Below are 25111 nucleotides of genomic sequence, written 5' to 3'. Positions count from 1 at the left end.
CGGGTTTTGTTTTGCGGCAAGCAACGGCAATCAGTCAGCCAGACGCCAGGTCGTGCCGCCCTTGCCGTCTTCCAGCACCACGCCCATGGCGGTGAGCTGGTCGCGGATGCGGTCGGATTCGGCCCAGTCCTTGCCGGCCCGTGCCGCCAGGCGCGCAGCGATCAGCGCTTCGACCTCGGCCGCATCGACACGCCCTTCGGCGCCGGCCTGCAGGAAGTCGTCGGCCTCCAGTTGCAGCACGCCCAGCACACTGGCCAGTTCCTTCAGGCGCGCCGCCAGACCGGCCGCCGCGTCGAGGTCGCTTTCGCGCAGGCGGTTGATCTCGCGCACCATCTCGAACAGCACCGCGCAGGCTTCCGGCGTGCCGAAGTCGTCGTTCATCACCGTGGTGAAGCGCTCGACGAACGCCTCGCCTCCGGCCGGCGCCACGGTCGGCAGGCCTTTCAACGCATGGTAGAAACGCTCCAGGGCGCCCTTGGCGTCCTTGAGGTTGTCTTCCGAATAGTTGATCGCGCTGCGGTAGTGGCTCGACACCAGCAGGTAACGCACGACTTCCGGGTGGTACTTGTCGAGCACGTCGCGGATGGTGAAGAAGTTGTTCAAGGACTTGGACATCTTCTCGCCATTGATGCGGATCATGCCGCAGTGCATCCACGCGTTGGCGTAGGTCTTGCCGGTGGCCGCCTCGCTCTGGGCGATCTCGTTCTCGTGGTGCGGGAACTCCAGGTCGCTGCCGCCGCCGTGGATGTCGAAGGTCTCGCCCAGGCAGCAGGTGGACATCACCGAGCACTCGATGTGCCAGCCCGGACGCCCGGCGCCCCACGGCGATTCCCAGCTCGGCTCGCCCGGCTTGGCCGCTTTCCACAGCACGAAGTCCAGCGGATCCTGCTTGGCCTCGTCGACCTCGATCCGCGCACCGATGCGCAGGTCTTCGATCTTCTTGCGCGACAGCTTGCCGTAGCCCATGAACTTGCCGACGCGGTAGTACACGTCGCCGTTGCCCGGCGCGTAGGCGTAGCCCTTGTCGATCAGGGTCTGGATCATCGCGTGCATGCCCGGGATGTGGTCGGTGGCACGCGGCTCCATGTCCGGCTTGAGGATGTTCAGGCGCGCCTCGTCCTCGTGCATCGCCGCGATCATGCGTTCGGTCAGCGCTTCGAACGACTCGCCGTTCTCGTTGGCCCGGTTGATGATCTTGTCGTCGATGTCGGTGATGTTGCGCACGTAGGTCAGGTCGTAGCCGCTGAACCGCAGCCAGCGGGTCACCAGGTCGAACGCGACCATGCTGCGGCCGTGGCCCAGGTGGCAGAAGTCGTACACGGTCATGCCGCACACGTACATGCGCACCTTGTTGCCGTCCAGCGGCTTGAAGGCTTCTTTGCTCTTGGTGAGCGTGTTGTAGATCGTAAGCACGTTAGTTCCTTGACTGAATCACTGACCCCAGGAGTCGCGCAGGGTCACGGTACGGTTGAATACCGGTGCGCCCGGTTTCGAGTCCTTGATGTCTGCGACGAAGTAGCCTTCGCGCTCGAACTGGAAACGGTCTTCCGGCTGTGCGTTGCCGAGCGAAGGTTCGGCACGACAACCGGTGAGGACCTGCAGGGAGTCAGGGTTGATGTTGTCCAGGAAGCTGGCGCCGTCCTCGGCCTTCTCCGGGTTCGGAGAGCGGAACAGGCGATCGTACAGGCGCACTTCGCACTCGACGCTGGCGGCCGCCGGCACCCAGTGGATCACGCCCTTGACCTTGCGGCCTTCAGGGTTCTTGCCCAGGGTGTCCGGGTCGTACGAGCAGCGCAGCTCGACGATGTTGCCGTCGGCGTCCTTGACGGCTTCGTCGGCACGGATCACGTAGCTGCCGCGCAGGCGCACCTCGCCGGCCGGCTCCAGGCGCTTGTAGCCCTTGGGCGGTTCTTCCATGAAGTCGTCGCGGTCGATGTAGATTTCCCGGGCGAACGGCAGGACGCGCACGCCCATGTCCTCTTTTGGGTGGCACGGCAGTTCGAGGTTCTCGACCTGGCCTTGCGGGTAGTTGGTGATCACCACCTTCAGCGGACGCAGCACGCACATGGCACGCGGCGCGCTCTGGTCGAGGTCGTCGCGGATGCTGAACTCGAGCATGCCGAAGTCCACCACGCCGTCGGAACGGTTGGTGCCGATCATTTCGCAGAAGTTGCGGATCGATTTGGGCGTGTAGCCACGGCGGCGGAAGCCCGACAGCGTGGACATGCGCGGATCGTCCCAGCCGTTGACGTGTTTCTCGTCGACCAGTTGCTTGAGCTTGCGCTTGCTGGTGATGGTGTAGTTCAGGTTCAGGCGGCTGAACTCGTACTGACGCGGGTGCGCCGGCACCGACAGGTTGTCGAGGAACCAGTCGTACAGCGGACGGTGGCCTTCGAACTCCAGGGTGCAGATCGAGTGGGTGATGCCTTCGATGGCGTCCGACTGACCGTGGGTGAAGTCGTAGTTGGGGTAGATGCACCACTTGTCGCCCGTCTGGTGGTGATGGGCGTGGCGGATGCGGTACAGGATCGGGTCGCGCAGGTTCATGTTCGGCGAGGCCATGTCGATCTTGGCGCGCAGCACGCGGGCGCCGTCCGGGAACTCGCCGGCGCGCATGCGGGCGAACCAGTCCAGGTTCTCTTCCACCGAACGGTCGCGGAACGGGCTGTCCTTGCCGGCCTCGGTCAGGCTGCCGCGGTATTCCTTGGCCTGCTCGGGCGTCAGGTCGCAGACGTAGGCCTTGCCGGCCTTGATCAGCTCGACGGCCCAGTCGTGCAACTGGTCGAAGTACTGCGAGGCGTAGCGCACTTCGCCGGCCCATTCGAAGCCCAGCCATTTGACGTCGCTTTCGATGGCATCGATGTATTCCTGGTCTTCCTTGGCCGGGTTGGTGTCGTCGAAGCGCAGGTGGGTGACGCCGCCGAACTCCTGGGCCAGGCCGAAGTTCACGCAGATCGACTTGGCGTGGCCGATGTGCAGGTAGCCGTTGGGCTCAGGCGGGAAGCGGGTGACGATCTGCGTGTGCTTGCCCGAATCCAGATCCGCCTGGATGATCGGGCGCAGGAAATTGACCGGCACGGCTGGGCCGGTCTTGGCGTTCGAGGTCGGGTCGACGGTGGGCTTGCTCATAGGATCCTTGACGTACATGTGCGCGGCCGCCGTGAGGGGGCCAGACAAAACAAAGCCGCTATCATAGCCGATGCCGTCAAGGCCCTGACAGAGCAGGCCTTACAAAAGGAACGCATTTAATCGCAGGCCTGCGAAAAACAGCCTCGAAATTCGCGCCCGTCACGCTAAACTGCGCACCTTGGCCGAAACCGGCTGAACCGGTGGCGGGGCCGAATGTCCCAAAACCACGAATTCCTCATAAAGAGTAGCGATCATGACTCAAGTCAAACTGACCACCAACCACGGTGACATCGTCATCGAACTGAACGCTGAAAAGGCCCCGCTCACCGTGGCCAACTTCATCGAATACGTTAAGAAAGGTCACTACGAAAACGTCGTGTTCCACCGCGTCATCAAAGGCTTCATGATCCAGGGCGGCGGTTTCGAGCCGGGCATGCAGGAAAAGAAAGACAAGAGCCCGAGCATCCAGAACGAAGCCGACAACGGCCTGAAGAACGACAAGTACACCATCGCCATGGCCCGCACCATGGAGCCGCATTCGGCTTCGGCGCAGTTCTTCATCAACGCCTCCGACAACGGTTTCCTCAACCACACCGGCAAGACCGTTCAGGGCTGGGGCTACGCTGTGTTCGGCAAAGTGGTTGAAGGCACCGACGTGGTCGACAAGATCGAAGGCGTATCCACCACTTCCAAGGCCGGCCACCAGGACGTGCCGAAAGACGACGTGATCATCGAGAAAGCCGAGATCATCGAAGCGTGATACTGCTGATTTCAGACTTGCATCTGGAAGAGGAGCGCCCGGACATCACCCGGGCGTTTCTGGATTTGCTCGCCGGGCGCGCCCGCTCGGCCAGTGCGCTGTACATCCTGGGCGACTTTTTCGAGGCCTGGATCGGCGACGATGCCATGACCCCGTTCCAGCGTTCCATCTGCCGGGCCCTGCGCGAACTGAGCGACAGCGGCACCGCGATCTTTCTGATGCACGGCAACCGCGACTTCCTGCTCGGCCAGGCCTTCTGCAAAGAGGCCGGCTGCACGCTGCTGAAGGATCCGAGTGTCGTGCCGCTCAACGGCGAACCCGTCCTGCTGATGCACGGCGACAGCCTGTGCACCCGCGACGAAGCCTACATGAAGCTGCGCCGTTACCTGCGCAACCCCGTCACCCTGTTCATCCTGCGCCACCTGCCCCTGGGCACGCGGCACAAGCTGGCGCGCAAGCTGCGCAGCGAAAGCCGTGCGCAGACGCGGATGAAGGCCAATGACATCGTCGATGTCACGCCGGAGGAAATTCCGCGGATCATGCAGGAATACGGCGTGAAAACCCTGGTTCACGGACATACCCATCGCCCGGCCATCCATAAGCTGCAATTGGGCGACCAGGCCGCCAAGCGGATCGTGCTGGGGGACTGGGACCGCCAGGGCTGGGCGTTGCAGGTGGACGACAACGGCTTTGCGCTGGCGCCGTTCGATTTCGCCCCGCCGCCGGCCCTTCCGGCCCCCGCAACCTAAAGCTCAAATACAAAACTTCTGTAGGAGCGAGCCTGCTCGCGATGGCGGAGTGTCAGTCAATGTAAATGTTGAGAGACCGTCAGCTATCGCGAGCAGGCTCGCTCCTACAGTTGGATCGTGGTACCCATCAGTGACCGCTGGCCTCCGGCCCCGCCTTCGCGGCGAACGGCGGCTTGGCCAGCCACACGATCAGGATCAGCGCCATGAACCCCCACCCCAGCAGCGTGAAGTAGTCCACGGTGGAGAGCATGTAGGCCTGGCCGGTCAGCACATGGTCCAGCTGCGCATACGCCGGGTTGCCCGCCCCGCCCAGGCTGTTCAGCGCCTCCCGGGTGGCCGGCTCGTAGGTGCTGATGCTTTCGCTCATGTAGGCATGGTGCTGGTCGGCGCGGCGGATCCAGATCCAGGTGGTCAGCGACGCCGCAAAGCTGCCGCCCAGGGTACGCAGGAACGTCGCCAGCCCCGCTCCGTCGGCGATCTGGTGCGGCGGCAGGTCGGACATCAGGATGCTCAGGGTCGGCATGAAGAACAGCGCCACGCCGATGCCCATGAACAGCTGCACCAGGGCGACGTGCTGGAAGTCCACCTCGTTGGTGAACTCGGCGCGCATGAAGCAGCTCAGGCCGATCGCCAGGAACGCCAGCCCCGCCAGCAGGCGCAGGTCGAACTTGTGCGCGTACTTGCCGACGAACGGCGACAGCACCACCGGCAAAATGCCGATCGGCGCCACCGCCAGCCCGGCCCAGGTGGCGGTGTAGCCCATCTGGGTCTGCAGCCACTGCGGCAGGATCAGGTTGATGCCGAAGAACCCGGCGTAGCCCAGCACCAGCACCAGGGTGCCGATGCGGAAGTTGCGGTGCGAGAACAGGCGCAGGTTGACCACCGGGTGCCGGTCGGTCATTTCCCAGATCACGAACACCGCCAGCGCCACCACCGAGATCGCCGCGCCGATGATGATGAAGCTCGACTCGAACCAGTCCAGGTCATTGCCCTTGTCGAGGATCACCTGCAACGCGCCGACGCCGATGATCAATGAGATCAGCCCCACGTAGTCCATCGGCTGACGGCTGGTGACCACCGGCCGCTTGGCCAGTTGCTGGCGCACCACCATCACCGCGAAGATCCCGATGGGCACGTTGATGAAGAAGATCCACGGCCAACTGTAGCTGTCGGTGATCCAGCCGCCGAGGATGGGGCCGGCGATCGGCGCCACCACCGTGACCATCGCCAGCAGCGCCAGGGCCATGCCGCGCCTGGCCGGCGGGTAGACCGCGATCAGCAGGGTCTGGGTCATCGGGTACAGGGGACCGGCCACCAGCCCTTGCAGGACACGGAAGCCGATCAGTTCCGGCATCGACGTGGAAATGCCGCACAGGAACGAGGCCAGCACGAACAGCATCGTCGCCCACAGGAACAGCTTCACCTCGCCGAAACGCCGGCTCAGCCAGCCGGTGAGCGGCAGCGCGATGGCGTTGCTCACGGCAAACGAGGTGATGACCCAGGTGCCCTGCTCCGAACTCACGCCGAGGTTGCCGGAAATGGTCGGCAGCGCCACGTTGGCGATCGTGGTGTCGAGCACTTGCATGAAGGTCGCCAGCGACAGGCCGATGGTGCTGAGCACCAGGCTGGGCGGCGCAAAAGAGGCGTTATTGCTCATCGCGGATCCTTGGAAACCTGATTGTCGCTGCGCCCGTCACAGGCGCAGCCGCCCTGGCGAGAGCGTTTTCAGTGGCGAGGGAGCTTGTCGGATCGCCGCACCGTCCCGCTCGGCTGCGAAGCAGCCGCAATCGTTTGGGGCCGCTGCGCGCCCGGCTCGCTCACCACAACATGCCCCCACAGGGAGGGTGTCAGCGTTGCGCGGTCTTGCTGACGGCGGCGCTGTTGTCATGGATCAACTGGGTGATCATCGCGTCGGCCTCGGACAGTTGGCGGTCATACACGCGGGTGGTGAACGACGCCTTCTGCGGCGGCTGCTGGGCCAGCACCGGGCCGCTCTGGTCGTGCAGGTTGACCTCGACGTTGGTCGACAGGCCCACGCGCAGCGGATGCTTGGCCAGTTCCTCGGCGTTGATGTGGATGCGCACCGGCACGCGCTGGACGATCTTGATCCAGTTGCCGGTGGCGTTCTGCGCCGGCAGCAGGGCGAACGCGCTGCCGGTGCCGGCGCCGAGGCTGTCCACAGTGCCGCTGTACTTCACGTCGCTGCCGTAGATGTCCGACTCGATCTCCACGGGCTGGCCGATGCGCATGTCACGCAACTGGGTTTCCTTGAAGTTGGCGTCGATCCACAGTTGATCCAGCGGGATCACCGCCATCAGCGCGGTGCCCGGCTGCACGCGTTGGCCCAGCTGCACGGTGCGCTTGGCGACGTAACCTGTGACCGGCGCGATCAGCGTGCTGCGCGCGTTGTTCAGGTAGGCCTGACGCAGTTCGGCGGCGGCGGCCATCACGTCCGGGTGCGACGACACCACGGTGTCATCGACCAGCGCACTGGTGGTCTTCAGTTGCTGTTTGGCGTTGGCCAGGGCGTTCTGCGCCGAGGTCAGGTCGTCGCGGGCGTGGGACAGTTCTTCCTGGGAGATCGCCCCGCCGGCGGCGAGGTTCCTGCGGCGGTTGAAGTTGTCCTGGGCCTTCTGCACTTCGGCCTGCTGGGCATTGACCTGGGCCTTCATGCCGTCGACGTTGCTGTACAGGCCGCGCACCTGGCGCACGGTGCGGGCCAGTTTGGCCTGGGCGCTCTGCAGGCCGACTTCGGCGTCGTTCGGGTCGAAGTTCACCAGCACCTGGCCTTCGTGCACCAGGTCACCGTCGTCGGCGCCGATGCTGACCACGGTGCCGGTCACCAGCGGCGTGATCTCGACCACGTTGCCGTTGACGTAGGCGTCGTCGGTGCTTTCGCTGAAGCGGCCGTAGAACTGGTGATAGCCCCAGACGCCGGCGCAGGCGACGGCGACCGCGATGGCCAGGCCCGCCAGCATCGCCTTGCGCTTGCGCGGGTTGCCAGTGTCTTGAGTGTTGTCTTGAGCTTGAGTGTTTTGCGCAGTGGCCATGGCAAGTACCTTGAATTAGTTGTGCCGCGTGGCTGGAACGGCGTTGGCTGCGCTCAGGGTGTCACCCTGGAAGCCGCCGCCCAGCGCTTGCATCAGTTGAATCGACAGGTCGATCTGCTCGGCATTGAGGCTGGCCAGCTGACGCTGGGCCTGCAGCAGTTGCTGCTCGATGCTGAGCACGTCCAGGTAGTTGCCGATGCCGGAACCGTAACGCTGGACGACGGTGTTGTAGGACTCCTGGGCGATCTCGGTCGCGTGCTGCTGGGCAGCGATCTGCCGGCCGATGTCACGCAACTGGTTGAGGCTGTCGCTGACATCGCCCAATGCTTTCACCAGGCTTTTGTTGTACTGGGCCACCGCCAGGTCGTAATCGGCGTCCTTGGCGTCGAGGTTGGCCCGCAGGCGTCCGCCGTCGAAGATCGGCACGGACAGGGTCGGCGCGATGTTGAAGAAGCGGCTGGCGGAACCGAACATCGCGTCGCCCAGCAAGGATTCGGCGCCGGCGGCGGCCGTCAGGTTCAGGTTGGGGTAGAAGCGGGTCTTGGCCGAAGCGATGTCCTTGCCCGCGGCCTCCACGCGCCAGCGCGCGGCCACCAGGTCCGGGCGACGGCCGAGCAGTTCGGCCGGCAGCACCGACGGCAGCGCCACGGCGCTGGCCTTGAGGACGTTCGGCCGGGGGATTTCGTTGCCGCGGTCCGGGCCTTTGCCGAGCAGCACGGCCAGGGCGATCCTGGCGCTGTTCAGGCGTTTTTCCGCGTCGACCAGGCTGGCTTCGGAGCTGGCCTCCAGGCTTTGGGTCTGCTGCAGCTGGTACTGGCTGTCGATGCCGGAACGCAGGCGCCGCTCGCTCAGGTCGAGCATCTGCCGGGTGCGTTTGAGGTCTTCGCTGGCCAGGTCGTGGACGATGTGCGCCTGGCCCAGGTCGCTGTAGGCCCGGGCCACGTCGGCGGCCAAGGTCAGTTGCGCGGCCTGGCGGTCGACTTCGGCGGCGCGGGCCTGGCCCAGGGCCGCTTCCCACGCATCGCGCTGACCGCCCCACAGGTCGAAGTTGTAGTTGAAGCCGGCGCTGACGTTGCGCACGGTGGAGTACGCCCCGCCCTGCCCGCGCGGATCCTGGTCGCGGGCCAGGCGCGAACGGCTGACGCCGGCGCTGGCGTCGAGGGTCGGGTAGCGTTCGGCGTCGGCGGCGAAGGCGGCGGCGCTGGCCTGGTGGGCGCGGGCTTCGGCGATCTGCATGTCCGGGCTGTCGCGCAGGGCTTCGCGGATCAGGCCGTCGAGCTGCGGATCGCCGAGGCTTGTCCACCAGTCGCTCTTGGGCCAGGCGGCGGGCGACAGGGGCACGCCGTCAAGGGACTGCCCGGCCTTCAGGCTTTTGGCGTCCAGGCGCACGCCTTCAGTCTCGAGGCCGCTGTAGTTGGCGCAGCCGGCGAGGATCATCGCCGACAGCAGCAGCGTCACGCCGCTGCGCAAGGTCTTACCGCTCATTGTTCTCACCCAGGCGCAGCACGGTGATCGAGTCGCCGGCGGCCAGCAGAATTTTCTTGAGGATGTATTGCAGGGTCACGAGCTCGTCCGACGTGATCGCCCCGGCCAGTTCGTTCATGGCGTCGGCGCCGATCTGCGGCAGGCGGTCGGCCAGTTGCTGGCCCTGCTCCGTCAGCTTCAGTCGGACCTGACGGCGGTCGTCTTCGCTGCGCTGGCGGATCAGGAAGCCTTTCTGCTCCAGACGGTCGAGCATGCGGGTCATCGAGCCGCTGTCCAGCGACAGGTGCCGGCACAGCTCGGCCGGCGTATCGACGCCGTACTGGGCCACGATGATCAGCACCTTGAACTGCGCGGCGGTGATGCCGTGGGGCTCCATGTGGGTGTCGATGATCCGGTCCTTGAGCAACGCGGCACGGCCCAGCAGCAGGCCCAGATGGCAGTTCTTGAATTCGTCGGGGGTGAAATGCTTCATTTGCGCACCTAATGACTGCCTAGGCAGTGAATATGTGACGAGATATTACTGCTTAGGCAGCGAATGTCAACGCAATCGTTAGGTTGCTTTGTTATTAGTTGACTATTGGACTAGGTCTTTTGTTGCGCACAGGCGGACGCCATCGCGGGCAAGCCCGCTCCCACAGGGTTCGGCGTCGTGCACAAAGTGTGTATATGACCCAGGAACTTGTGGGAGCGGGCTTGCCCGCGATGGGAGCGACTCGGTTTTCGGAGTGAGCGGCCTAGAAATCCCGCTTGTAGAAGATGTCCAGCGAACTGGCCACGCCGCTGGCGGCTTCGAGGTAGACCTTTTTGCTCAGCTTGTAGCGCAAGGCGATGGTGTTGGCCGGCTCGAACACCCCCACGCCGTAGCGCAGGCTGAGCTTCTCGGAAATGTTGCCGCTGGCCACCACGCTGGTGGTGTTGCCGCTGCCTTGGGTGTCGAGCTGGAAATCCTGGATCCCCAGGTCCTTGGCCAGCCCGCTGGTGACCCCGGAGCTGCCCATCAGCCCCAGCCCCAGCGCCGCCTGGGCGAGCATGTTGTTGTCCTCGCCGTTGCTGCTCAGCGGACGGCCCAGCACCAGGTAGGACAGCGCCTGCTCCTGGCTCATCGCCGGTTCCGAGAAGATCTGCGTGGTCGGCTGCTCGGCGCTGCCGCTCAGGCGGATGCCGGCGATCACGTCGTCGGTCTGGCGGATCGCTTCGATGTCCAGGTACGGCTGGTCGATGGGGCCTGCGAACAGCAGCCGCGCCCGGCGCACGTTGAGGCGCTGGCCGTAGGCGCGGTAGCGGCCGTCGTTGAGCCACAGTTCGCCGCGGGTGTCGAGGTTGTCGCCGATGTGTACCTGGCCTTGCAGGTTGGCGGTGAGGCCGAACCCGGCAAAGCTCAGCTTGTCCTGGCCGACGATCACGTCGATGTCCATCTTCATGGCCAGCGGCGTTTTGCCCTCTTCGGTCTGTTGGCCGACGATGACCGTGTCATCGGAGACTTTCACGGTGGATGGCGGCAACTCACGCACGGTGATTTCGCCCTTGGGCACCAGCACCTTGCCGGCGATGGCCAGTTCGTCGCCGGCCATGGAAATTTTCAGGTCCGGCGCCACTTCCAGCTTGGCGTAAGGCTCGACCGTGACCGGCAGCTGCGTGCCCTTGAGCGCCAGATCGACCGCCAGCGCCTGGCCCCAGGCGATGTTGCCGTTCAGGCTGCCCTGCCCGGCCTTGCCGCTTTTCCAGCCGCCGTTCAGTTGCACGCTTTCCCCGGCGATCACCGCTTGCAGTTGCAGGGCCTGCAACTCCATCGGCAGTTCCGGCCCCGACACCTCGCCGTCGCTCAACTGCACGGTGCCGTTGACCTGCGGCGCCAATAGGCCGCCGGACACCGTGCCGCTGCCGTTCAGGCGCCCGGTGAGTTTCTCGACCATCGGCACGAACGGCCGCGCCACCGACAGGTCCAGCCCGGTCAGGCGGAACGAGCCGCTCAAGGGTTTGTTCTTCGCCAGCGGGTTGAGCTGGGCCTGCACCATCAGTTCGCCCAGTTTGTCGCCGACGAAGTTGAGGTCGGTGTCGATGCGCTTGGGCGTGAGTTTGCTGGACAGGCGCAGGGTCTGGTACGGGAAGTCCAGCCATTGGTTCTTTTCACGCACGCGCAAGGTGCCGCCGCTGGCGTCGACGCTGATCAGGCCGTTGGGGCCGCTGGCCGGCAGATCCAGTTGCAGGTCGGCGTTGAGCCGGCCCTGCCAGGCGAAGTCCTTGGGCAGCCAGGCGGCCAGGCTTTCGATCGGGAACTGCTTGAGGTGGTAGCGCAGCTTCGGGTCGGGCATCAGCCGCTGGTCTTCGCCGCACAGGCTGGCGTTGCCGGACATCCAGCAATGGGCGCCGAAGTTGATTTTGCCGTCGGCCAGGCGCTCGAGCTTCGCCGGCCCTTGCAGTTTCCAGTCCTGGCCGCCGGCCTGGATGTCGCCGCTGGCCAGGCGCCCGCGCCAGTTGCCCTTGTCCAGATTGCCGTCCAGGCCCAGGGCCAGTTTCAGCTTCGGCCCGAGCAGGTCGAGGTTGAGCTTCTGCTGCCGGATGTCGCCCTGGCCGCTGACGGTCAGCGTACCCAGGGAGGTGTCGCCGGCCTGAATGCCGCTGCCCTTGAGGTCGATCTTCGCCCGCTGCGCGCCGTCAAGGGTGGCGTCGAGATTGAGGCTTTGCAGGCGGTTGTCCTGGAACGCCAGCTGCGAGCCTTGCAGGCCCAGCTTGCCCTGCGGCGCCTTGAGCGTGCCGGCCACATCGACCCGGCCGTTGACCTGCCCGCGCAGTTGCGGCCAGAGCTGGGCCAGGCGTTGCAGCTTGATGTCGATCTGCCCGGTGAGCTTGTGCTGCAGGCTGCCCTTGCCGCTGATGCTGTTGTCGCCGAGGCGGATCTGCAGGGCGTTGAGGTTCCATTGCTCGCCCGCGCCGTCGGCCTTGGCTTGCAGCACCGCCGGCTGGCCGCGCAGTTTGCCCTTGAGGTCGAGGTCGGCGTTGAGGCTCAGGCGTTCGCCCTTCATTTCCCCGTTGCTTTTCAGCGGCCCGGCCAGGGTGCCCGGCAGTTCCGCCAGCCAGTACGCGGGGTTCAGCGCCGACAGTTCCAGCGCGGTGTCCCAGGCGATGCCGTCGGCGAACCCCACGTTCACATGGCCTTCGGCCTTGCCTTGGCCGGCCTCCAGCTTGAGTTGCGGCAGAAAGACTTGCTTGAGGTTGCCGCTGAACGGGCTGCTCAGGCTGAACGCCCCCGCCGGGCCGTCCAGGGCGGCGGCGAAATTGCCGAGGTACTGGCCGTCGGTGTAGGAGACTTCACCGGTGAAGGTGCGCAAGGCGACTTGCGGCTCGTCGATCTCCGGATAGAGCCGATGCCACGGGAAGTCCCGCCAGTCGATGTTGGCCTGGGCGCTCAGGCCCTTGCTCCAATCGAGATGGCCGGTGAGCTTGAGGCTTTGCTTGTCGTTGGCGTTCAGCTCGAGGCCGGCGATCTGCGCGCCGCTGGCGTCCACCTGCCCTTGCAGCGCCAGCGCCACCGGGCCTTGCTCGGCGGGCAGCGTGGCGTTGCCTCGCAGGCGGTAACCGTTTTTCAGGTCGCCTTCGCCGGTCAGCAGCAGTTGGTTGAATTGCAGGGTGTCCGACAGATCGGCGCTCGGCTTGAAGGCGTCGCTGGTGATGCGCACCTTGGCGGGCAGGTGTTCCGCCAGCGGTTGCAGCTCGCCGCTCAACTGGCCGTCGAGGTAGCCATGGCTGTCGGCGTGCAGGTTGAGGGTCTTGAGCAAGTCGCCGTCGACCTTCAGCGCCAGCGTCCACGGCTCGGTGCCCGGCGCCGGCAGCGTCAGCTGGCCTTCGACGGTCAGCGGCCAGTCGCCGGTCGGCTGCAGCAGGCCGGCCAGTTTCAGGCTCAGGTCCTCGCGCCGCAATTGCACGTTGTCGATCTGCAGGCCCTTGGCCGTCCAGTGCGCGGCCAGTTGCAGATCCTTGAGCTGTTCGTTGCCGTCGAGCAACAGGCTGCCGACCTGCACGTCGCCCAGTTCGATGGCCACGGGCAGTTGAAGGTCCGGCAGCTTGACCGGGCCGCTCTCGCGGGTTTCTGCGCCCGGCGCAAAGTGCAGGCGCACCTGCCCGGCCTTGAGCTGTTGGATGCACAGGGTCATGCGGGCCAGGCACAGCGGCGACCATTCGAACACCGGCCGGTCCAGCTCGACCCGGTTGCCGTCCTGCTGCCACAGCAGGTGATCGGCGCTCCACTGGCCGCCGAGCCGGCCCTGGAAATTGTCCACGGTCAGGCCCGGCACGAAGCCCAGGGCCCAACGGCTGCCGGCCTCGGTGCCGAGCACCAGCCCAGCGCCCGACACCAGCAAAAGCGCCAGCGCCCCAGGCGCCAGCAGCGAAATCTTCAAACCACGCTTCACAGCTCAGGCCCCATGGAAAAGTGCAGCCGGATGCCGCCGTCGTCGTCCAGCGCGTGGGCCAGGTCGAGGCGGATCGGCCCCACCGGCGACACCCAGCGCACCCCGATGCCGACCCCGGTCTTGAGGTTCGGCAGTTCGAGCTTGTTGAAAGAGTTGCCCTGATCGACGAAGGTCGCCACCCGCCACTTTTCGGCGATCGAGTATTGGTACTCGACGCTGCCGGCCACCATGTAGCGTCCGCCGATGCGGTCGCCTTCGGCGTTTTCCGGGGACAGGCTCTGGTAGTCGTAGCCGCGCACGCTCTGGTCGCCGCCGGCGAAGAACCGCAGCGACGGCGGCACCGACTTGTAGCCGTTGGTGGCGCTGCCGCCGACCTGCACCCGCCCGAGGAAACGGTGCTTGTCGAACACCGTGGTCAGGCCCTTGACCAGCGCCGTGCCGTACAACAGGTTGTTGTCCGAGCCCAGCCCTTCCTTCGCCACCTTGCTTTCGAACGACAGGCGATAGCCGTTGTGCGGATCGATGCGGTTGTCGCTCTTGAGGTACGAATAGCTGATGCCGGGCATCAGCAGGTTGCTGAGGCCGGAGTCGTCGCCGAGCTGGTATTCCTCGCGCTGCCACTTCAGCGAGATCACCCGTTGCCAGCCGCTGGGCAGCTTGCTGTGCCATTCCGGGCCGAAGGTGAGCAGCTTGCTCAGGGTGTCGGAGCCGTCGATGTCTTCGTATTGGTAGCCGCCGGCCCAGCGCAGCTTGTCGGTCAACGGCGGGTCCAGCGGGATGTCGTAGAACAGCCCGACGTTCTGCCGGGGCGCCGACAGCTCGGCCTCCCAACCGTAGCTGTCGCCCTGGGGGTTGACCCAATGGCGCGTCCAGTTGGCTTTCACCCGCGGGCCGACGTCGGTGGAGTAACCCAGGCCAAGGCCCATGGTGCGCGGCTTGCGGGTGTCGAGCTTGACGTCCACCGGGATCACGTCGTTCCTGGCCGCCGTCGGCGCGGCATCGACGCGCACGCCTTCGAAGTAGCCGCTCGATTGCAGGGCCCGGTTGAGTTCGGCGATCAGTTCCGAGTCGTACGGTTCGCCGGCCTTGAACGGCACCATGCGTTGCAGCAGGTCCTCATCGAACGGCGTGTCGCCCTCGAACTTGACCGGGCCCAGCGCATAGCGCGGGCCGCTGTCGTAGATCAGTTCGATGTCGGCGACGCCGGCGCGTGGATCGACCGACAGCTTCTGGCTGGTGAAGCGGCCACTGAAGAAACCGTAGCGCGAGGCCTGGTTCTGGATCAGTCGCTTGGCGTCTTCGTAGCGGCCATGGTTGAGCACCGAACCGGGCTTGAGCACGTCGCTTTTCGGTACGCGGAACGCCTTGAGCGAAGCGGCCGGGCCGTCGATGCGCACGGTGACGTTGCGCAGGCGCACCGGCTCGCCCGGATCGACCTTGAGCACCAGGCGCGGCTTGTCGCCGCCCTTCACTTCGCTGTCGATCTGCGGCTGGTAGTAGCCCAAGGCCTGGGCGGCCTTGTGCGCCTGCTCTTCGGCGCCGCGGCTGAAGCGCAGCAAGGCTTCTTCGTCGCGGTCGCCGAGGCTGCCGATATAGCCTTCTATATTGGCTTTGAGTTCATCGTTGGACGGTTTGACCCGCACATCCAATTCACTTTGCGCCAGCGCCGCGCAGCTGGTTAACAGCAGGAGCACGCCACCGGTAAATCTTCCTGGAAACTTCATAGGCGCGGATGCTATCACGAGCTCGGGAGCGTGATAGAGCCTTGGGGTGCGCGGAAAGTTCGCCCCTCAAGCCGTTGCAGTATGTAACACCTGCGGATTGGCGTGGAAAAACACATGCTCGCGCACCGGCCCGACCGCCACCTCGCCGATTTCTTCATAGCCCTGACGCTGGTAGAACGCCAGGTAGCGCGGGTTGCCGCTGTCGAGCACCACACCGCGGGAGTGCTCATCCACCGCGCACCAATTGTGCACCGCCTGCAGCAGCTGTTCGCCGAAGTGCTTGCCCTGGAACTGCGGGTGAATGCCCAGCAGCGGCAGCACATGCACCGCCTCGCCGGGCACGCAGGCCGCCACGGCGGCGTGGTATTCCAGGTAACGCCGGGTGCAGCGCAACCCGGTGCTCAGCACCATGCGCAGGCGCCAGGCCCAGCTTTCGGTGACGTCCAGCCGCCGCTGGGGCGGTGCGATCAGGGCAATGCCGATCAGGCGGTCGTTGACCAGCAGGCCGATGGCCGGCAGCTCCTGGGCGAAATGCTGCTTGACCAGTTCGCGCACCGTGGCCCGCACCCGTTGTTCGTAGCCCGGGCGTTCGGCCTCGAACAGGTAGGCGAATGTGGGTTCGTGGCGGTAGGCCTGGTACAGCAGGGACCGCGCCTCGCGGGAATAACCGCGGTCGAGCATGTGGATGTCGGCGATGGCGGTCGAGGTTTCAGGCATGGCGGTGATTCTCCCCGGTGGCGCGGCTGCGGCGGCGCTCTTGTTGGTACGAACCTGCCGGTGGCGGCGCAGTTCCCAAAAGGTATAGACCACCCCAAGACAACGCACATCTGACAGAACACCGCGAATCCCCCTACCCCGCACTGGCCCCCATCCCACATGTCAGCTAGCATCGCCCTTTTGCCAGGACTGCCGACCATGAAGATTGTTTCCTTCAACATCAACGGACTGCGCGCCCGTCCGCATCAGTTGACGGCGCTGATCGAGAAACATCAGCCGGATGTCATCGGCCTGCAGGAAACCAAGGTGCATGACGACCAGTTCCCGCTGGAAGAGATCCGCGCCCTGGGCTACCACGTGCATTTCCACGGCCAGAAAGGCCACTACGGCGTCGCCCTGCTCTCGCGCCAGGCGCCGATCGCCGTGCACAAGGGCTTCGCCACCGATGAAGAAGACGCCCAGCGCCGCTTCATCTGGGGCACCTTCGCCGATGCCGACGGCACGCCGGTCACCATCATGAACGGCTACTTCCCCCAGGGCGAAAGCCGTGACCACCCGACCAAATTCCCGGCCAAGCAACGCTTCTACAGCGACCTGCAACAGTTGCTGGAAAGCCAGTTCAAGAACGATCAGGCGCTGGTGGTGATGGGCGACGTGAACATTTCCCCGGAAGACTGCGACATCGGCATCGGCCCGGACAACATGAAGCGCTGGCTGAAGACCGGCAAATGCAGCTTCCTGCCGGAGGAGCGCGAGTGGATGGCGCGCCTGAAGAACTGGGGCCTGACCGACAGCTTCCGGCACCTGAACCCGGAGGTGGCCGACACCTTCAGCTGGTTCGACTACCGCAGCCGCGGCTTTGAGGACGAGCCCAAGCGCGGGCTGCGCATCGACCTGATCCTCACTTCCCAGGCCTTGCTGCCGCGGGTGAAGGCGGCGGGCGTGGACTATGAGCTGCGCGGCATGGAAAAGCCGTCGGACCATGCGCCGATCTGGCTTGAGCTGAGCTGATTCCCCCCTGCAGGAGCAGGCCTGCTCCGGGCGGCGACAGCGTCCGCCCCCTCGCAGCGACGGTGGCTGAAACGGCCCCCTCACGAGCAGGCCCGCTCCCACAGGTTTGCGTTGACCGCAGATCCTGCGGGGCCGCTGTCATTTTTCCGAAACCTTTCTGACTTAATCTCCCCGGCAATCCCCTTGGCCGCAAACGGTGCCGGCATGATCCCGCGTGTTCTGTTGATCCTCGTGCTGGGCGCCTGGCTGCCTGCAATGGCCTGCGCCGACGGCTTGCCGATCCCGAAACACGGCCCGGCGCTGCGCATCCAGGGCTCCAACACCATCGGCGCGGCGCTGGGGCCTGCACTGGTCGAAGGACTGTTGCAGGAGCAAGGTCTGCTCAAGGTCCACCACGAAGACCCGGACACCGCCAACGAACAACGCATCGTCGGCCAGACCGCCCAAGGCCGGCGCGTGGTGGTGGAGATCGCCGCCCATGGCTCCAGCACCGGCTTCACCGCGCTCAAGAGCGCCGGCGCCGACCTCGCGGCGTCGTCGCGCCCGGTCAAGGACGGCGAACTGGCCGCCCTGCAAGCGCTCGGCGACCTGAAAAGCCCCGCCGCCGAACAGGTGATCGCCATCGACGGCCTGGCGATCATCCTTCATCCCGACAACCCCGTGCGGCAACTGGACACCGAACAGTTGGCCAGGATCTTCAGCGGCGAGGCGAAGACCTGGGAAGCCGTCGGCGCCAGCGGCGGGCCGATCCACCTGTATGCGCGGGATGATCAGTCCGGCACCTGGGACACCTTCAAGGAACTGGTGCTCAGCGGGCGCGGCAAGACCTTGAGCAGCGCGGCCAAGCGTTTCGAGTCCAGCGAGCAGTTGTCCGACGCGGTGAGCGCCGACCCGCAGGCCATCGGCTTCATCGGCTTGCCGTACATCCGCCAGGCCAAAGCGGTGGCGATCATCGACGGCCAGTCCCAGGCCATGCTGCCGCTGCCGGGCCTGATCGCCACCGAGGACTACCCGCTGTCCCGGCGCCTGTTCTTCTATCTGCCGCCCGTCAGCCAGAACCCGTGGGCCAAGGCATTGGCGGCGTTTGCGCAAAGTCCCCAGGGCCAGGCGATCGTGGCGGCCAACGGCTTCATCGCCCAGACCATCCATCCCATCGCCGTCTCCCCGAACGCGCTGATGCCCGAGGGTTACCAATCCCTCAGCCGCCACGCCCAGCGTCTGACGGTGAACTTCCGCTTCGAAGAAGGCAGCGCCAGCCTGGACAACAAGGCCCGCCAGGACCTGGCGCGGGTGCTGGACTACCTGCAACGCCACGGCAAGACTGACCGCGCCGTGACGCTGGTGGGTTTCGGCGACGCCAAGGACGACCCGGCGCGGGCCGACCTGCTGTCGAAGCTGCGGGCGATGGCGGTGCGGCGGGAACTGGTGAAAGGTGGGGTGACGTTGCGCGAGGTGCGGGGGTTCGGCGCGCTGATGCCGGTGGCGGCCAACAATGCCGACGAGGGGCGGATCAAGAATCGGCGGGTGGAGGTGTGGGTCTATTGAACGTCGGGCGAGGGAGCAAGCTCCCTCGCCACAACAATAAAGCGCGGGCTCAGCGCTCGCTGCGCAGCATGTCCTTGGGCACGTACTTGCCGATCTCGAACTTGCCGATGGCCGCGCGGTGCACTTCGTCCGGGCCGTCGGCCAGGCGCAGGGTGCGCTGCATCGCGTACATGTAGGCCAGCGGGAAGTCGTTCGACACCCCGGCCCCGCCGTGGATCTGGATCGCCCGGTCGATCACCCGCAACGCGACGTTCGGCGCCACGACCTTGATCTGCGCGATCTCGCTCTTGGCCACCTTGTTGCCGACGGTGTCCATCATGTACGCCGCCTTCAGCGTCAGCAGGCGGGCCATGTCGATCTCCATGCGCGAATCGGCGATCTTGTCGACGTTGCCGCCCAGGCGCGCCAGCGGCTTGCCGAACGCGGTGCGGCTCACCGAGCGTTTGCACATCAGTTCCAGTGCGCGTTCGGCCATGCCGATCGAACGCATGCAGTGATGGATGCGGCCCGGGCCGAGGCGGCCCTGGGCGATCTCGAAGCCACGCCCTTCACCCAGCAGCACGTTTTCGTACGGCACCCGCACGTTGTCGAACAGCACCTCGGCGTGGCCGTGGGGCGCGTCGTCGTAGCCGAACACCGGCAGCGGGCGGACGATCTTCACGCCGGGGGTGTCCACCGGCACCAGGATCATCGAGTGCTGGGCGTGACGCGGTGCATCCGGGTTGCTCAGGCCCATGAAGATCAGGATCTTGCAGCGCGGATCGCAGGCGCCGGAGGTCCACCACTTCTTGCCGTTGATCACCCACTCGTCGCCGTCGCGCACGGCCCGGGCGGCCATGTTGGTGGCGTCGGAGGACGCGACGTCCGGTTCGGTCATGGCGAACGCCGAGCGGATCTCGCCGCGCAGCAGCGGCTCGAGCCAGCGCTGTTTCTGCTCTTCGTTGGCGTAGCGCACCAGCACTTCCATGTTGCCGGTGTCCGGCGCCGAGCAGTTGAAGGGCTCGGGGCCCAGCAACGAGCGGCCCATGATCTCCGCCAGCGGCGCATATTCGAGGTTGGTCAGGCCGGCGCCCAGCTCCGATTCCGGCAGGAACAGGTTCCACAGGCCTTCGGCCCGGGCCTTGGCCTTGAGTTCTTCCATGATCGCCGTCGGCTGCCAGCGGTCGCCTTCGGCCACCTGGCGCTCGAACACGGCTTCGGCGGGGTAAACGTAAGTGTCCATGAACGCGGTCACGCGCTCACGCAGTTCCTGAACCTTGGGCGAATAAGCGAAATCCATGGGCACTACCTTTTGGTGAGAGGTTGTTCAGATCATGCAATCGATGCTAGAACAGCGCTGATAATTTACCTAGCCTATTCTCGGCATGTATAAACATTCATCACCGATATATGATCGGTTGATTTTCCGGGCCATCTACATAACAAGAGAAGCCGCGCAATGAATCTGAGCAAGGTCGACCTCAACCTTTTCATCGTCTTCGACGCGATCTACACCGAAGCGAACCTGACCCGCGCCGGGCAGATCGTCGGCATCACTCAGCCGGCGGTGTCCAACGCCCTGGCCCGCCTGCGCGAGACCTTCAACGACCCGCTCTTCGTGCGCACCGCCCAGGGCATGGTGCCCACGCCCATGGCACAGAACATCATCGGCCCGGTGCGCAACGCGCTCTCGCTGCTGCGGGTGTCGGTGCAGGAAAGCCGGATCTTCAACCCGGCCCAGGCCGTCAAGACCTACCGCATCAGCATGACCGACCTCACGGAAGCGGTGATCCTGCCGCCGCTGTTCCAGCGCCTGCGGCGCCTGGCGCCGACGGTGGTCATCGAGAGCTTCTTGTCCAAGCGCCGGGAAACCACCAAGGAACTGGCGGCCGGACGCCTGGACTTCGCCGTGGACGCCCCGCTCAACACCGACCCGCAGGTGCGCCACGTCAAGCTGATGGAAGACCGCTACGTGTGTGCCATGCGCAAGGGCCATCCCCTGGCGGGCAAGGAAAAGGTCACCCTCGACGACTACCTGGGGCTGACCCACATCCACATCTCCAGCCGCCGCAACGGGCTGGGCTATGTGGACCTGGCGCTGGGCAAGATGGGCATCCAGCGCAAAATCGCCCTGCGTTCCCAGCATTACCTGATGGCGTCCCAGGTCTTGCAGCAGACCGACATGGTCATGACCGTCCCGGAGCGCTTCGCCCGCCGCCATGACCTGCTGACGTTCAACCTGCCGGTCAACGATGTGCCGCCGGTGGAGACCCACCTGTACTGGCACGAAAGCACCGACCAGGATCCGGCCAACCGCTGGATGCGCGAACAGATGATCGAGCTGTGCCAACAGGTGACGGCACAGGAGAAGAAGCTGGACAGCGTGTAGGGATTTTCTGCGCGTCATCGTTCGCTGGCCCCCACAGCCATGTGCGCAACACAGCCCCCTGTGGGAGCCGGCCTGCTGGCGATGACGCCAATAAAGACTCCGAACAGGCCGCCCCTTGACGTAAACGTCAACCTGCCAGTAGCTTAGCGCCAAGTACCCCTTTTCCGAGCGCTTCCATGAGCAGCCAGACCTACAGCATCTCCGACCTCGCCCGCGAGCTGGACATCACCACCCGGGCGATCCGCTTCTATGAAGAGCAAGGCCTGCTCAGCCCCGAGCGCCGAGGCCAGGAACGCATCTACTCGCCGCGCGACAAGGTCAGCCTGAAGCTGATCCTGCGCGGCAAGCGCATCGGTTTCTCCCTGGCCGAATGCCGCGAACTGATCGAGCTCTACGACCCGTCCAGCGGTAACACCAAACAGCTCAACAGCATGCTGGCGAAGATCAGCGAACGCCGCGCACAGCTCGAGCAGCAACTGCTGGACATCGAACAGATGAAGCTGGAGCTCGACACCGCCGAGGAACGCTGCGTGCAGGCGCTGGAGCAGACGCTCAAGAGTCAGCAAGTCGTGCAGTAACAGCCACAATTCATCTCCTGTGGGAGCGGGCTTGCCCGCGAATGCGGTCTGACATTCAAAATTGATGCTGGCTGCACCACCGCAATCGCGAGCAAGCTCGCTCCCACAGGGTTCTCCAGGAATTCAAAAGAGCAGGTCAACGCCATGTCCCTCCCCTCCCAAGTACGCCTGATCGAAGTCGGCCCGCGCGATGGCCTGCAGAACGAAGCCCGGCCCATCAGCGTCGCCGACAAGGTGCAACTGGTCGACGCGCTCAGCGCCGCCGGCCTTGGCTATATAGAAGTCGGCAGTTTCGTGTCGCCCAAGTGGGTGCCGCAGATGGCCGGCTCCGCCGAGGTGTTCGCCCAGATCCGGCGCATGCCGGGCGTGACCTACGGCGCGCTGGCGCCGAACCTGCGCGGCTTCGAGGACGCGGTGGCGGCCGGGGTCAAGGAAGTCGCGGTGTTCGCCGCTGCGTCCGAAGCCTTCTCCCAGCGCAACATCAACTGCTCGATCAGCGAAAGCCTGGCGCGGTTCGCACCGGTGATGGAAGCGGCGAAGCAGCATGGCGTGACCGTGCGCGGTTACGTGTCCTGCGTGCTGGGTTGCCCGTATGAAGGTGCGGTGGCGCCCGAGCAGGTCGCGGCGGTCGCCCGTGAGCTGTACGCGATGGGCTGCTATGAAGTCTCCCTCGGCGACACCATCGGCACCGGCACGGCGGGCGCGACCCGCAGGCTGTTCGAGGTGGTGTCGGCCCAGGTGCCGCGGGAGAAGCTCGCCGGCCACTTCCACGACACCTACGGCCAGGCCATGGCCAACATCTACGCCAGCCTGCTCGAGGGCATCAACGTGTTCGACAGTTCCATCGCCGGCCTCGGCGGCTGCCCGTACGCCAAGGGCGCCAGCGGTAACGTCGCCACCGAAGACGTGGTGTACCTGCTCAACGGCCTGGGCATCGAGACCGGTATCGACCTGGACGCCTTGATTGCCGCGGGCCTGCAGATCAGTACCGTGCTGGGCCGCCCGACCGGTTCGCGCGTGGCCAAGGCCCGCAGCGCACAGTGAGGGGGCAGGGTGTTACCGCTGCGGCCCGGAATGCGGGCACGAACGAGTAACACGGAAACAAATTGTCTGGTTTTATCTGAGGGAAAAATCCTTCAAAAAACATAAATCGTTGAATTTAAAGGATTTTTAAAAGTTGGCACGGCAACTGCTATCTCTCTGGCATAACAAGAATAAAAAAGTGGCAAACCAATAAAAACAAGACGAAACGACTCTGACATAACAAAAACAACACGGCAGAGACGCAGCTAACAGATTTTTTTGGAGAAGGTGTGCTTTTCAGGGTGCTCTTCGGAGTGACCCGCAACCGGGCAGAGAACAATAAAACTACCTTCAGGTAGCTCCCGTATCGGTTGGATCGCTTGGCGAGAAAGCGGATCAGCGCTCAAAAAAATACGTTTGCTCTTGATCCCGGATGGGGATCGCCAAAAAACGCAGCACAGGGCCACGGTCACCAAAAACAACAACAGGCCGCCCCTCAATAATAAAAAAGAGCACGCGACGACAAAATTAAAGGGGAGCTTCGGCTCCCCTTTGTGCTGTCTGCGACCCTGAAAACACCCCCGACGACCGATCCTCGCGCCCCCACACGGCGATGCGCGAAGCAAAGCCTGTGGGAGCCCATCTGCTGGCGATGACGTCAGCCCTGCCTGTCGCGCAACTCCTCGATGCTGATCTCGCGCATGCGGAATTTCTGGATCTTGCCGGTCACCGTCATCGGGAACTCCTCGACGAACCGGAAGTAGCGCGGCGTCTTGAAGTGGGCGATGCGCTCCTTGCACCAGGCTTGCAGCTCCTGCTCGGTGGCGCTGTGGCCGGGGTGGAACTTGATCCAGGCGACGATTTCCTCGCCGTAGCGCGAACACGGAATGCCGATGACCTGCACATCCGCCACCGCCGGGTGGGTGAAGAAGAACTCTTCGAGCTCGCGGGGGTAAATGTTCTCGCCGCCGCGGATGATCATGTCCTTGTTGCGCCCGGCGATGCACACGTAGCCTTCGTCGTTCATGCTGGCCAGGTCGCCGGTGTGCATCCAGCCGGCGGAATCGATGGCTTCGGCGGTCGCCTGCGGGTTGTTCCAGTAGCCGAGCATCACGCTGTAGCCACGGGTGCACAGCTCGCCGATGGTGCCGCGCGGCACCGGATTGCCCGCCTCGTCGATAATCTTGCTTTCCAGCTGCGGCTGGGTGCGGCCGACGGTGGTGACGCGCAGTTCCAGCTCGTCCGCAGGGCCGGTCTGCAACGACACCGGGCTGGTCTCGGTCATGCCGTAGGCGATCTGCACCTCGCTCATGTGCATGTCGCTGATCACCCGGCGCATCACTTCGATCGGGCAGGTGGCGCCGGCCATGATCCCGGTGCGCAGGGCCGACAGGTCGAACTCCGTGCGCTGCGGCTGATCAAGCATGGCGATGAACATGGTCGGCACGCCGTACAGCGCCGTGGCTTTCTCTTCGGCGGCGGTGCTCAGGGTCAGCAGCGGGTCGAACGCATCGTTGGGGTAGATCATGGTGCTGCCGTGGGTGACGCAACCGAGATTGCCCATGACCATGCCGAAGCAGTGGTACAGCGGCACGGGGATCACCAGCCGGTCGGCGGCGGTCAGGCCCAGGCTTTCGCCGACCATGTAGCCGTTGTTGAGGATGTTGTAGTGACTGAGGGTCGCGCCTTTGGGGAAACCGGTGGTGCCGGAGGTGTACTGGATGTTCACCGGTTGGTCGAAGTGCAGGCTGTCGCTGCGCTCGCGCAGTTGCTGCGCCGTGACCCCGCCGGCCAGGTCCGCCAGTTGCGACCACGGCAGGAACCCCGACGGCGGTTGCGCATCCAGGCTGATCAGCCCGCGCAGGTCCGGCAGGCGCTCGCTGCGCAACTGGCCGATGGACTGTTCGGCCAGCTCCGGCAGCAGGCCTTGCAGCATGCCGTGGTAGTCGGAGCTCTTGAACGCGCCGGCGCACACCAGCCATTGGCAGCCGGACTGCTTGAGCACGAATTCCAGTTCGCTGCTGCGGTAGGCCGGGTTGATGTTGACCAGGATCACGCCGATCTTCGCCGTGGCGAACTGGGTGATGCACCACTGCGCGCAGTTCGGCGACCAGATGCCGAGCCGGTCGCCGGCCTCAAGCCCCAACGCCAGCAAGGCCCTGGCGTGCAGATCCACCTCATCGGCCAGTTGCCGCCAGGTGTAGCGCCGCTGCTGATGGCGCACCACCAGCGCCTCGCCGTCCGGGTGATGCGCGACGGTCTCGTCGAACTTCTGACCGATGGTCATCGCCAGCAAGGCTTTGTCCTGGGAACCGCGGGTGTAGCTGCGCTGCGGGTTTGCACTGGGTTGATCCATGACGACCCCTATTGTCTTTTTTGTAGGAGCGTGGCGCTGGTGACGAGAGGCTCGCGCAGCAGTCGTGAAACCGGCAGGCCGGCGATGCCAGACGCACCGCAGCCTGCGATTTTGCGACCGCTTCGCGCTCGAGCGGGAGCAAGCTCCCTCACCACCAAGAGCGACGCCGGTCTTTCAGAACTGGCCCTACTCTCGCTCAAGTTGACG

General features: G+C 65.0%; 18 protein-coding genes. 7 read left to right on the top strand and 11 right to left on the bottom strand.

The window, feature by feature from the left end; genetic code table 11:
• Nucleotides 1-30: 30 nt before the first annotated feature.
• A complete protein-coding gene (gene cysS / locus KVG96_RS07310; RefSeq protein WP_217891411.1) occupies nucleotides 31-1413 on the bottom strand; it encodes a cysteine--tRNA ligase in 1383 nt (460 codons plus the stop codon).
• 18 nt (nucleotides 1414-1431) lie between these two features.
• Nucleotides 1432-3129, bottom strand: coding sequence for a glutamine--tRNA ligase/YqeY domain fusion protein (locus KVG96_RS07305; RefSeq protein ID WP_217891410.1), 1698 nt, complete (start codon nucleotides 3127-3129; stop codon nucleotides 1432-1434).
• Nucleotides 3130-3382: 253 nt separating this feature from the next.
• Here KVG96_RS07305 and KVG96_RS07300 point away from each other — a divergent pair, with 253 nt between their 5' ends.
• Together KVG96_RS07300 and lpxH are read left to right on the top strand one after the other, a co-directional pair.
• On the top strand, nucleotides 3383-3889 hold the full coding sequence (locus tag KVG96_RS07300; protein ID WP_217891409.1) for a peptidylprolyl isomerase: 507 nt from the start codon (nucleotides 3383-3385) through the stop codon (nucleotides 3887-3889).
• Nucleotides 3886-4638, top strand: coding sequence for a UDP-2,3-diacylglucosamine diphosphatase (gene lpxH, locus KVG96_RS07295; protein ID WP_217891408.1), 753 nt, complete (start codon nucleotides 3886-3888; stop codon nucleotides 4636-4638). The genes KVG96_RS07300 and lpxH overlap by 4 nt, the downstream gene beginning before the upstream one ends.
• Nucleotides 4639-4765: 127 nt before the next feature.
• On the opposite strand, the gene KVG96_RS07290 is transcribed toward lpxH, so the two are convergent.
• The 7 genes from KVG96_RS07290 to KVG96_RS07260 all read right to left on the bottom strand — a co-directional run bounded on the left by KVG96_RS07290 (nucleotide 4766) and on the right by KVG96_RS07260 (nucleotide 16023).
• Complete coding sequence (locus tag KVG96_RS07290; RefSeq protein ID WP_217891407.1) at nucleotides 4766-6295, bottom strand: DHA2 family efflux MFS transporter permease subunit; 1530 nt, start codon at nucleotides 6293-6295, stop codon at nucleotides 4766-4768.
• Nucleotides 6296-6485: 190 nt separating this feature from the next.
• On the bottom strand, nucleotides 6486-7688 hold the full coding sequence (locus KVG96_RS07285; protein ID WP_217891406.1) for an HlyD family secretion protein: 1203 nt from the start codon (nucleotides 7686-7688) through the stop codon (nucleotides 6486-6488).
• Between the two features lie 15 nt (nucleotides 7689-7703).
• Complete coding sequence (locus KVG96_RS07280) at nucleotides 7704-9173, bottom strand: efflux transporter outer membrane subunit (RefSeq protein WP_217891405.1); 1470 nt, start codon at nucleotides 9171-9173, stop codon at nucleotides 7704-7706.
• Nucleotides 9163-9645: a MarR family winged helix-turn-helix transcriptional regulator gene (locus KVG96_RS07275; protein WP_217891404.1), complete on the bottom strand. Its 483-nt coding sequence runs from the start codon at nucleotides 9643-9645 to the stop codon at nucleotides 9163-9165. The genes KVG96_RS07280 and KVG96_RS07275 overlap by 11 nt, the downstream gene beginning before the upstream one ends.
• A 262-nt stretch (nucleotides 9646-9907) precedes the next feature.
• Nucleotides 9908-13582, bottom strand: coding sequence for a translocation/assembly module TamB domain-containing protein (locus KVG96_RS07270; RefSeq protein WP_217891403.1), 3675 nt, complete (start codon nucleotides 13580-13582; stop codon nucleotides 9908-9910).
• The gene (locus KVG96_RS07265; protein WP_217891402.1) at nucleotides 13579-15306 is read right to left on the bottom strand and encodes an autotransporter assembly complex protein TamA; all 1728 of its coding nucleotides are present in this window, start codon (nucleotides 15304-15306) and stop codon (nucleotides 13579-13581) included. Before KVG96_RS07265 ends, KVG96_RS07270 begins: the two co-directional genes overlap by 4 nt.
• A 66-nt stretch (nucleotides 15307-15372) precedes the next feature.
• Complete coding sequence (locus KVG96_RS07260) at nucleotides 15373-16023, bottom strand: GNAT family N-acetyltransferase (protein ID WP_217891401.1); 651 nt, start codon at nucleotides 16021-16023, stop codon at nucleotides 15373-15375.
• Between the two features lie 198 nt (nucleotides 16024-16221).
• Between KVG96_RS07260 and xthA the strand changes: the two genes are divergently transcribed.
• Nucleotides 16222-17034 carry an exodeoxyribonuclease III gene (xthA, locus tag KVG96_RS07255; protein ID WP_217891400.1) on the top strand — a complete coding sequence of 271 codons (813 nt, stop codon included), beginning with the start codon at nucleotides 16222-16224 and terminating at the stop codon, nucleotides 17032-17034.
• 204 nt (nucleotides 17035-17238) lie between these two features.
• Nucleotides 17239-18579 carry a substrate-binding domain-containing protein gene (locus KVG96_RS07250; protein WP_217891399.1) on the top strand — a complete coding sequence of 447 codons (1341 nt, stop codon included), beginning with the start codon at nucleotides 17239-17241 and terminating at the stop codon, nucleotides 18577-18579.
• 49 nt (nucleotides 18580-18628) lie between these two features.
• Here the strand turns inward: KVG96_RS07250 and KVG96_RS07245 are convergent, their stop codons facing one another.
• Complete coding sequence (locus tag KVG96_RS07245) at nucleotides 18629-19858, bottom strand: acyl-CoA dehydrogenase (RefSeq protein ID WP_217891398.1); 1230 nt, start codon at nucleotides 19856-19858, stop codon at nucleotides 18629-18631.
• A gap of 159 nt (nucleotides 19859-20017) precedes the next feature.
• On the opposite strand from KVG96_RS07245, the gene KVG96_RS07240 reads away from it, so the two are divergent.
• The 3 genes from KVG96_RS07240 to KVG96_RS07230 all read left to right on the top strand — a co-directional run bounded on the left by KVG96_RS07240 (nucleotide 20018) and on the right by KVG96_RS07230 (nucleotide 22569).
• Entirely contained in the window at nucleotides 20018-20947 is a 930-nt protein-coding gene (locus KVG96_RS07240) for a LysR family transcriptional regulator (RefSeq protein ID WP_085579719.1), read from the top strand.
• Nucleotides 20948-21123: 176 nt separating this feature from the next.
• On the top strand, nucleotides 21124-21525 hold the full coding sequence (locus KVG96_RS07235; RefSeq protein WP_217891397.1) for a MerR family transcriptional regulator: 402 nt from the start codon (nucleotides 21124-21126) through the stop codon (nucleotides 21523-21525).
• Between the two features lie 144 nt (nucleotides 21526-21669).
• Complete coding sequence (locus KVG96_RS07230; protein WP_217891396.1) at nucleotides 21670-22569, top strand: hydroxymethylglutaryl-CoA lyase; 900 nt, start codon at nucleotides 21670-21672, stop codon at nucleotides 22567-22569.
• Nucleotides 22570-23206: 637 nt separating this feature from the next.
• Here the strand turns inward: KVG96_RS07230 and KVG96_RS07225 are convergent.
• A complete protein-coding gene (locus KVG96_RS07225; RefSeq protein WP_217891395.1) occupies nucleotides 23207-24904 on the bottom strand; it encodes an AMP-binding protein in 1698 nt (565 codons plus the stop codon).
• Nucleotides 24905-25111 lie beyond the last annotated feature (207 nt).

The organism is Pseudomonas ekonensis, assembly GCF_019145435.1.
In the GTDB taxonomy this organism is placed as follows: Bacteria; Pseudomonadota; Gammaproteobacteria; order Pseudomonadales; family Pseudomonadaceae; genus Aquipseudomonas; species Aquipseudomonas ekonensis.
Note: the sequence above shows the minus strand (reverse complement) of the source record. Positions and strands in the feature narration are given on the sequence as shown.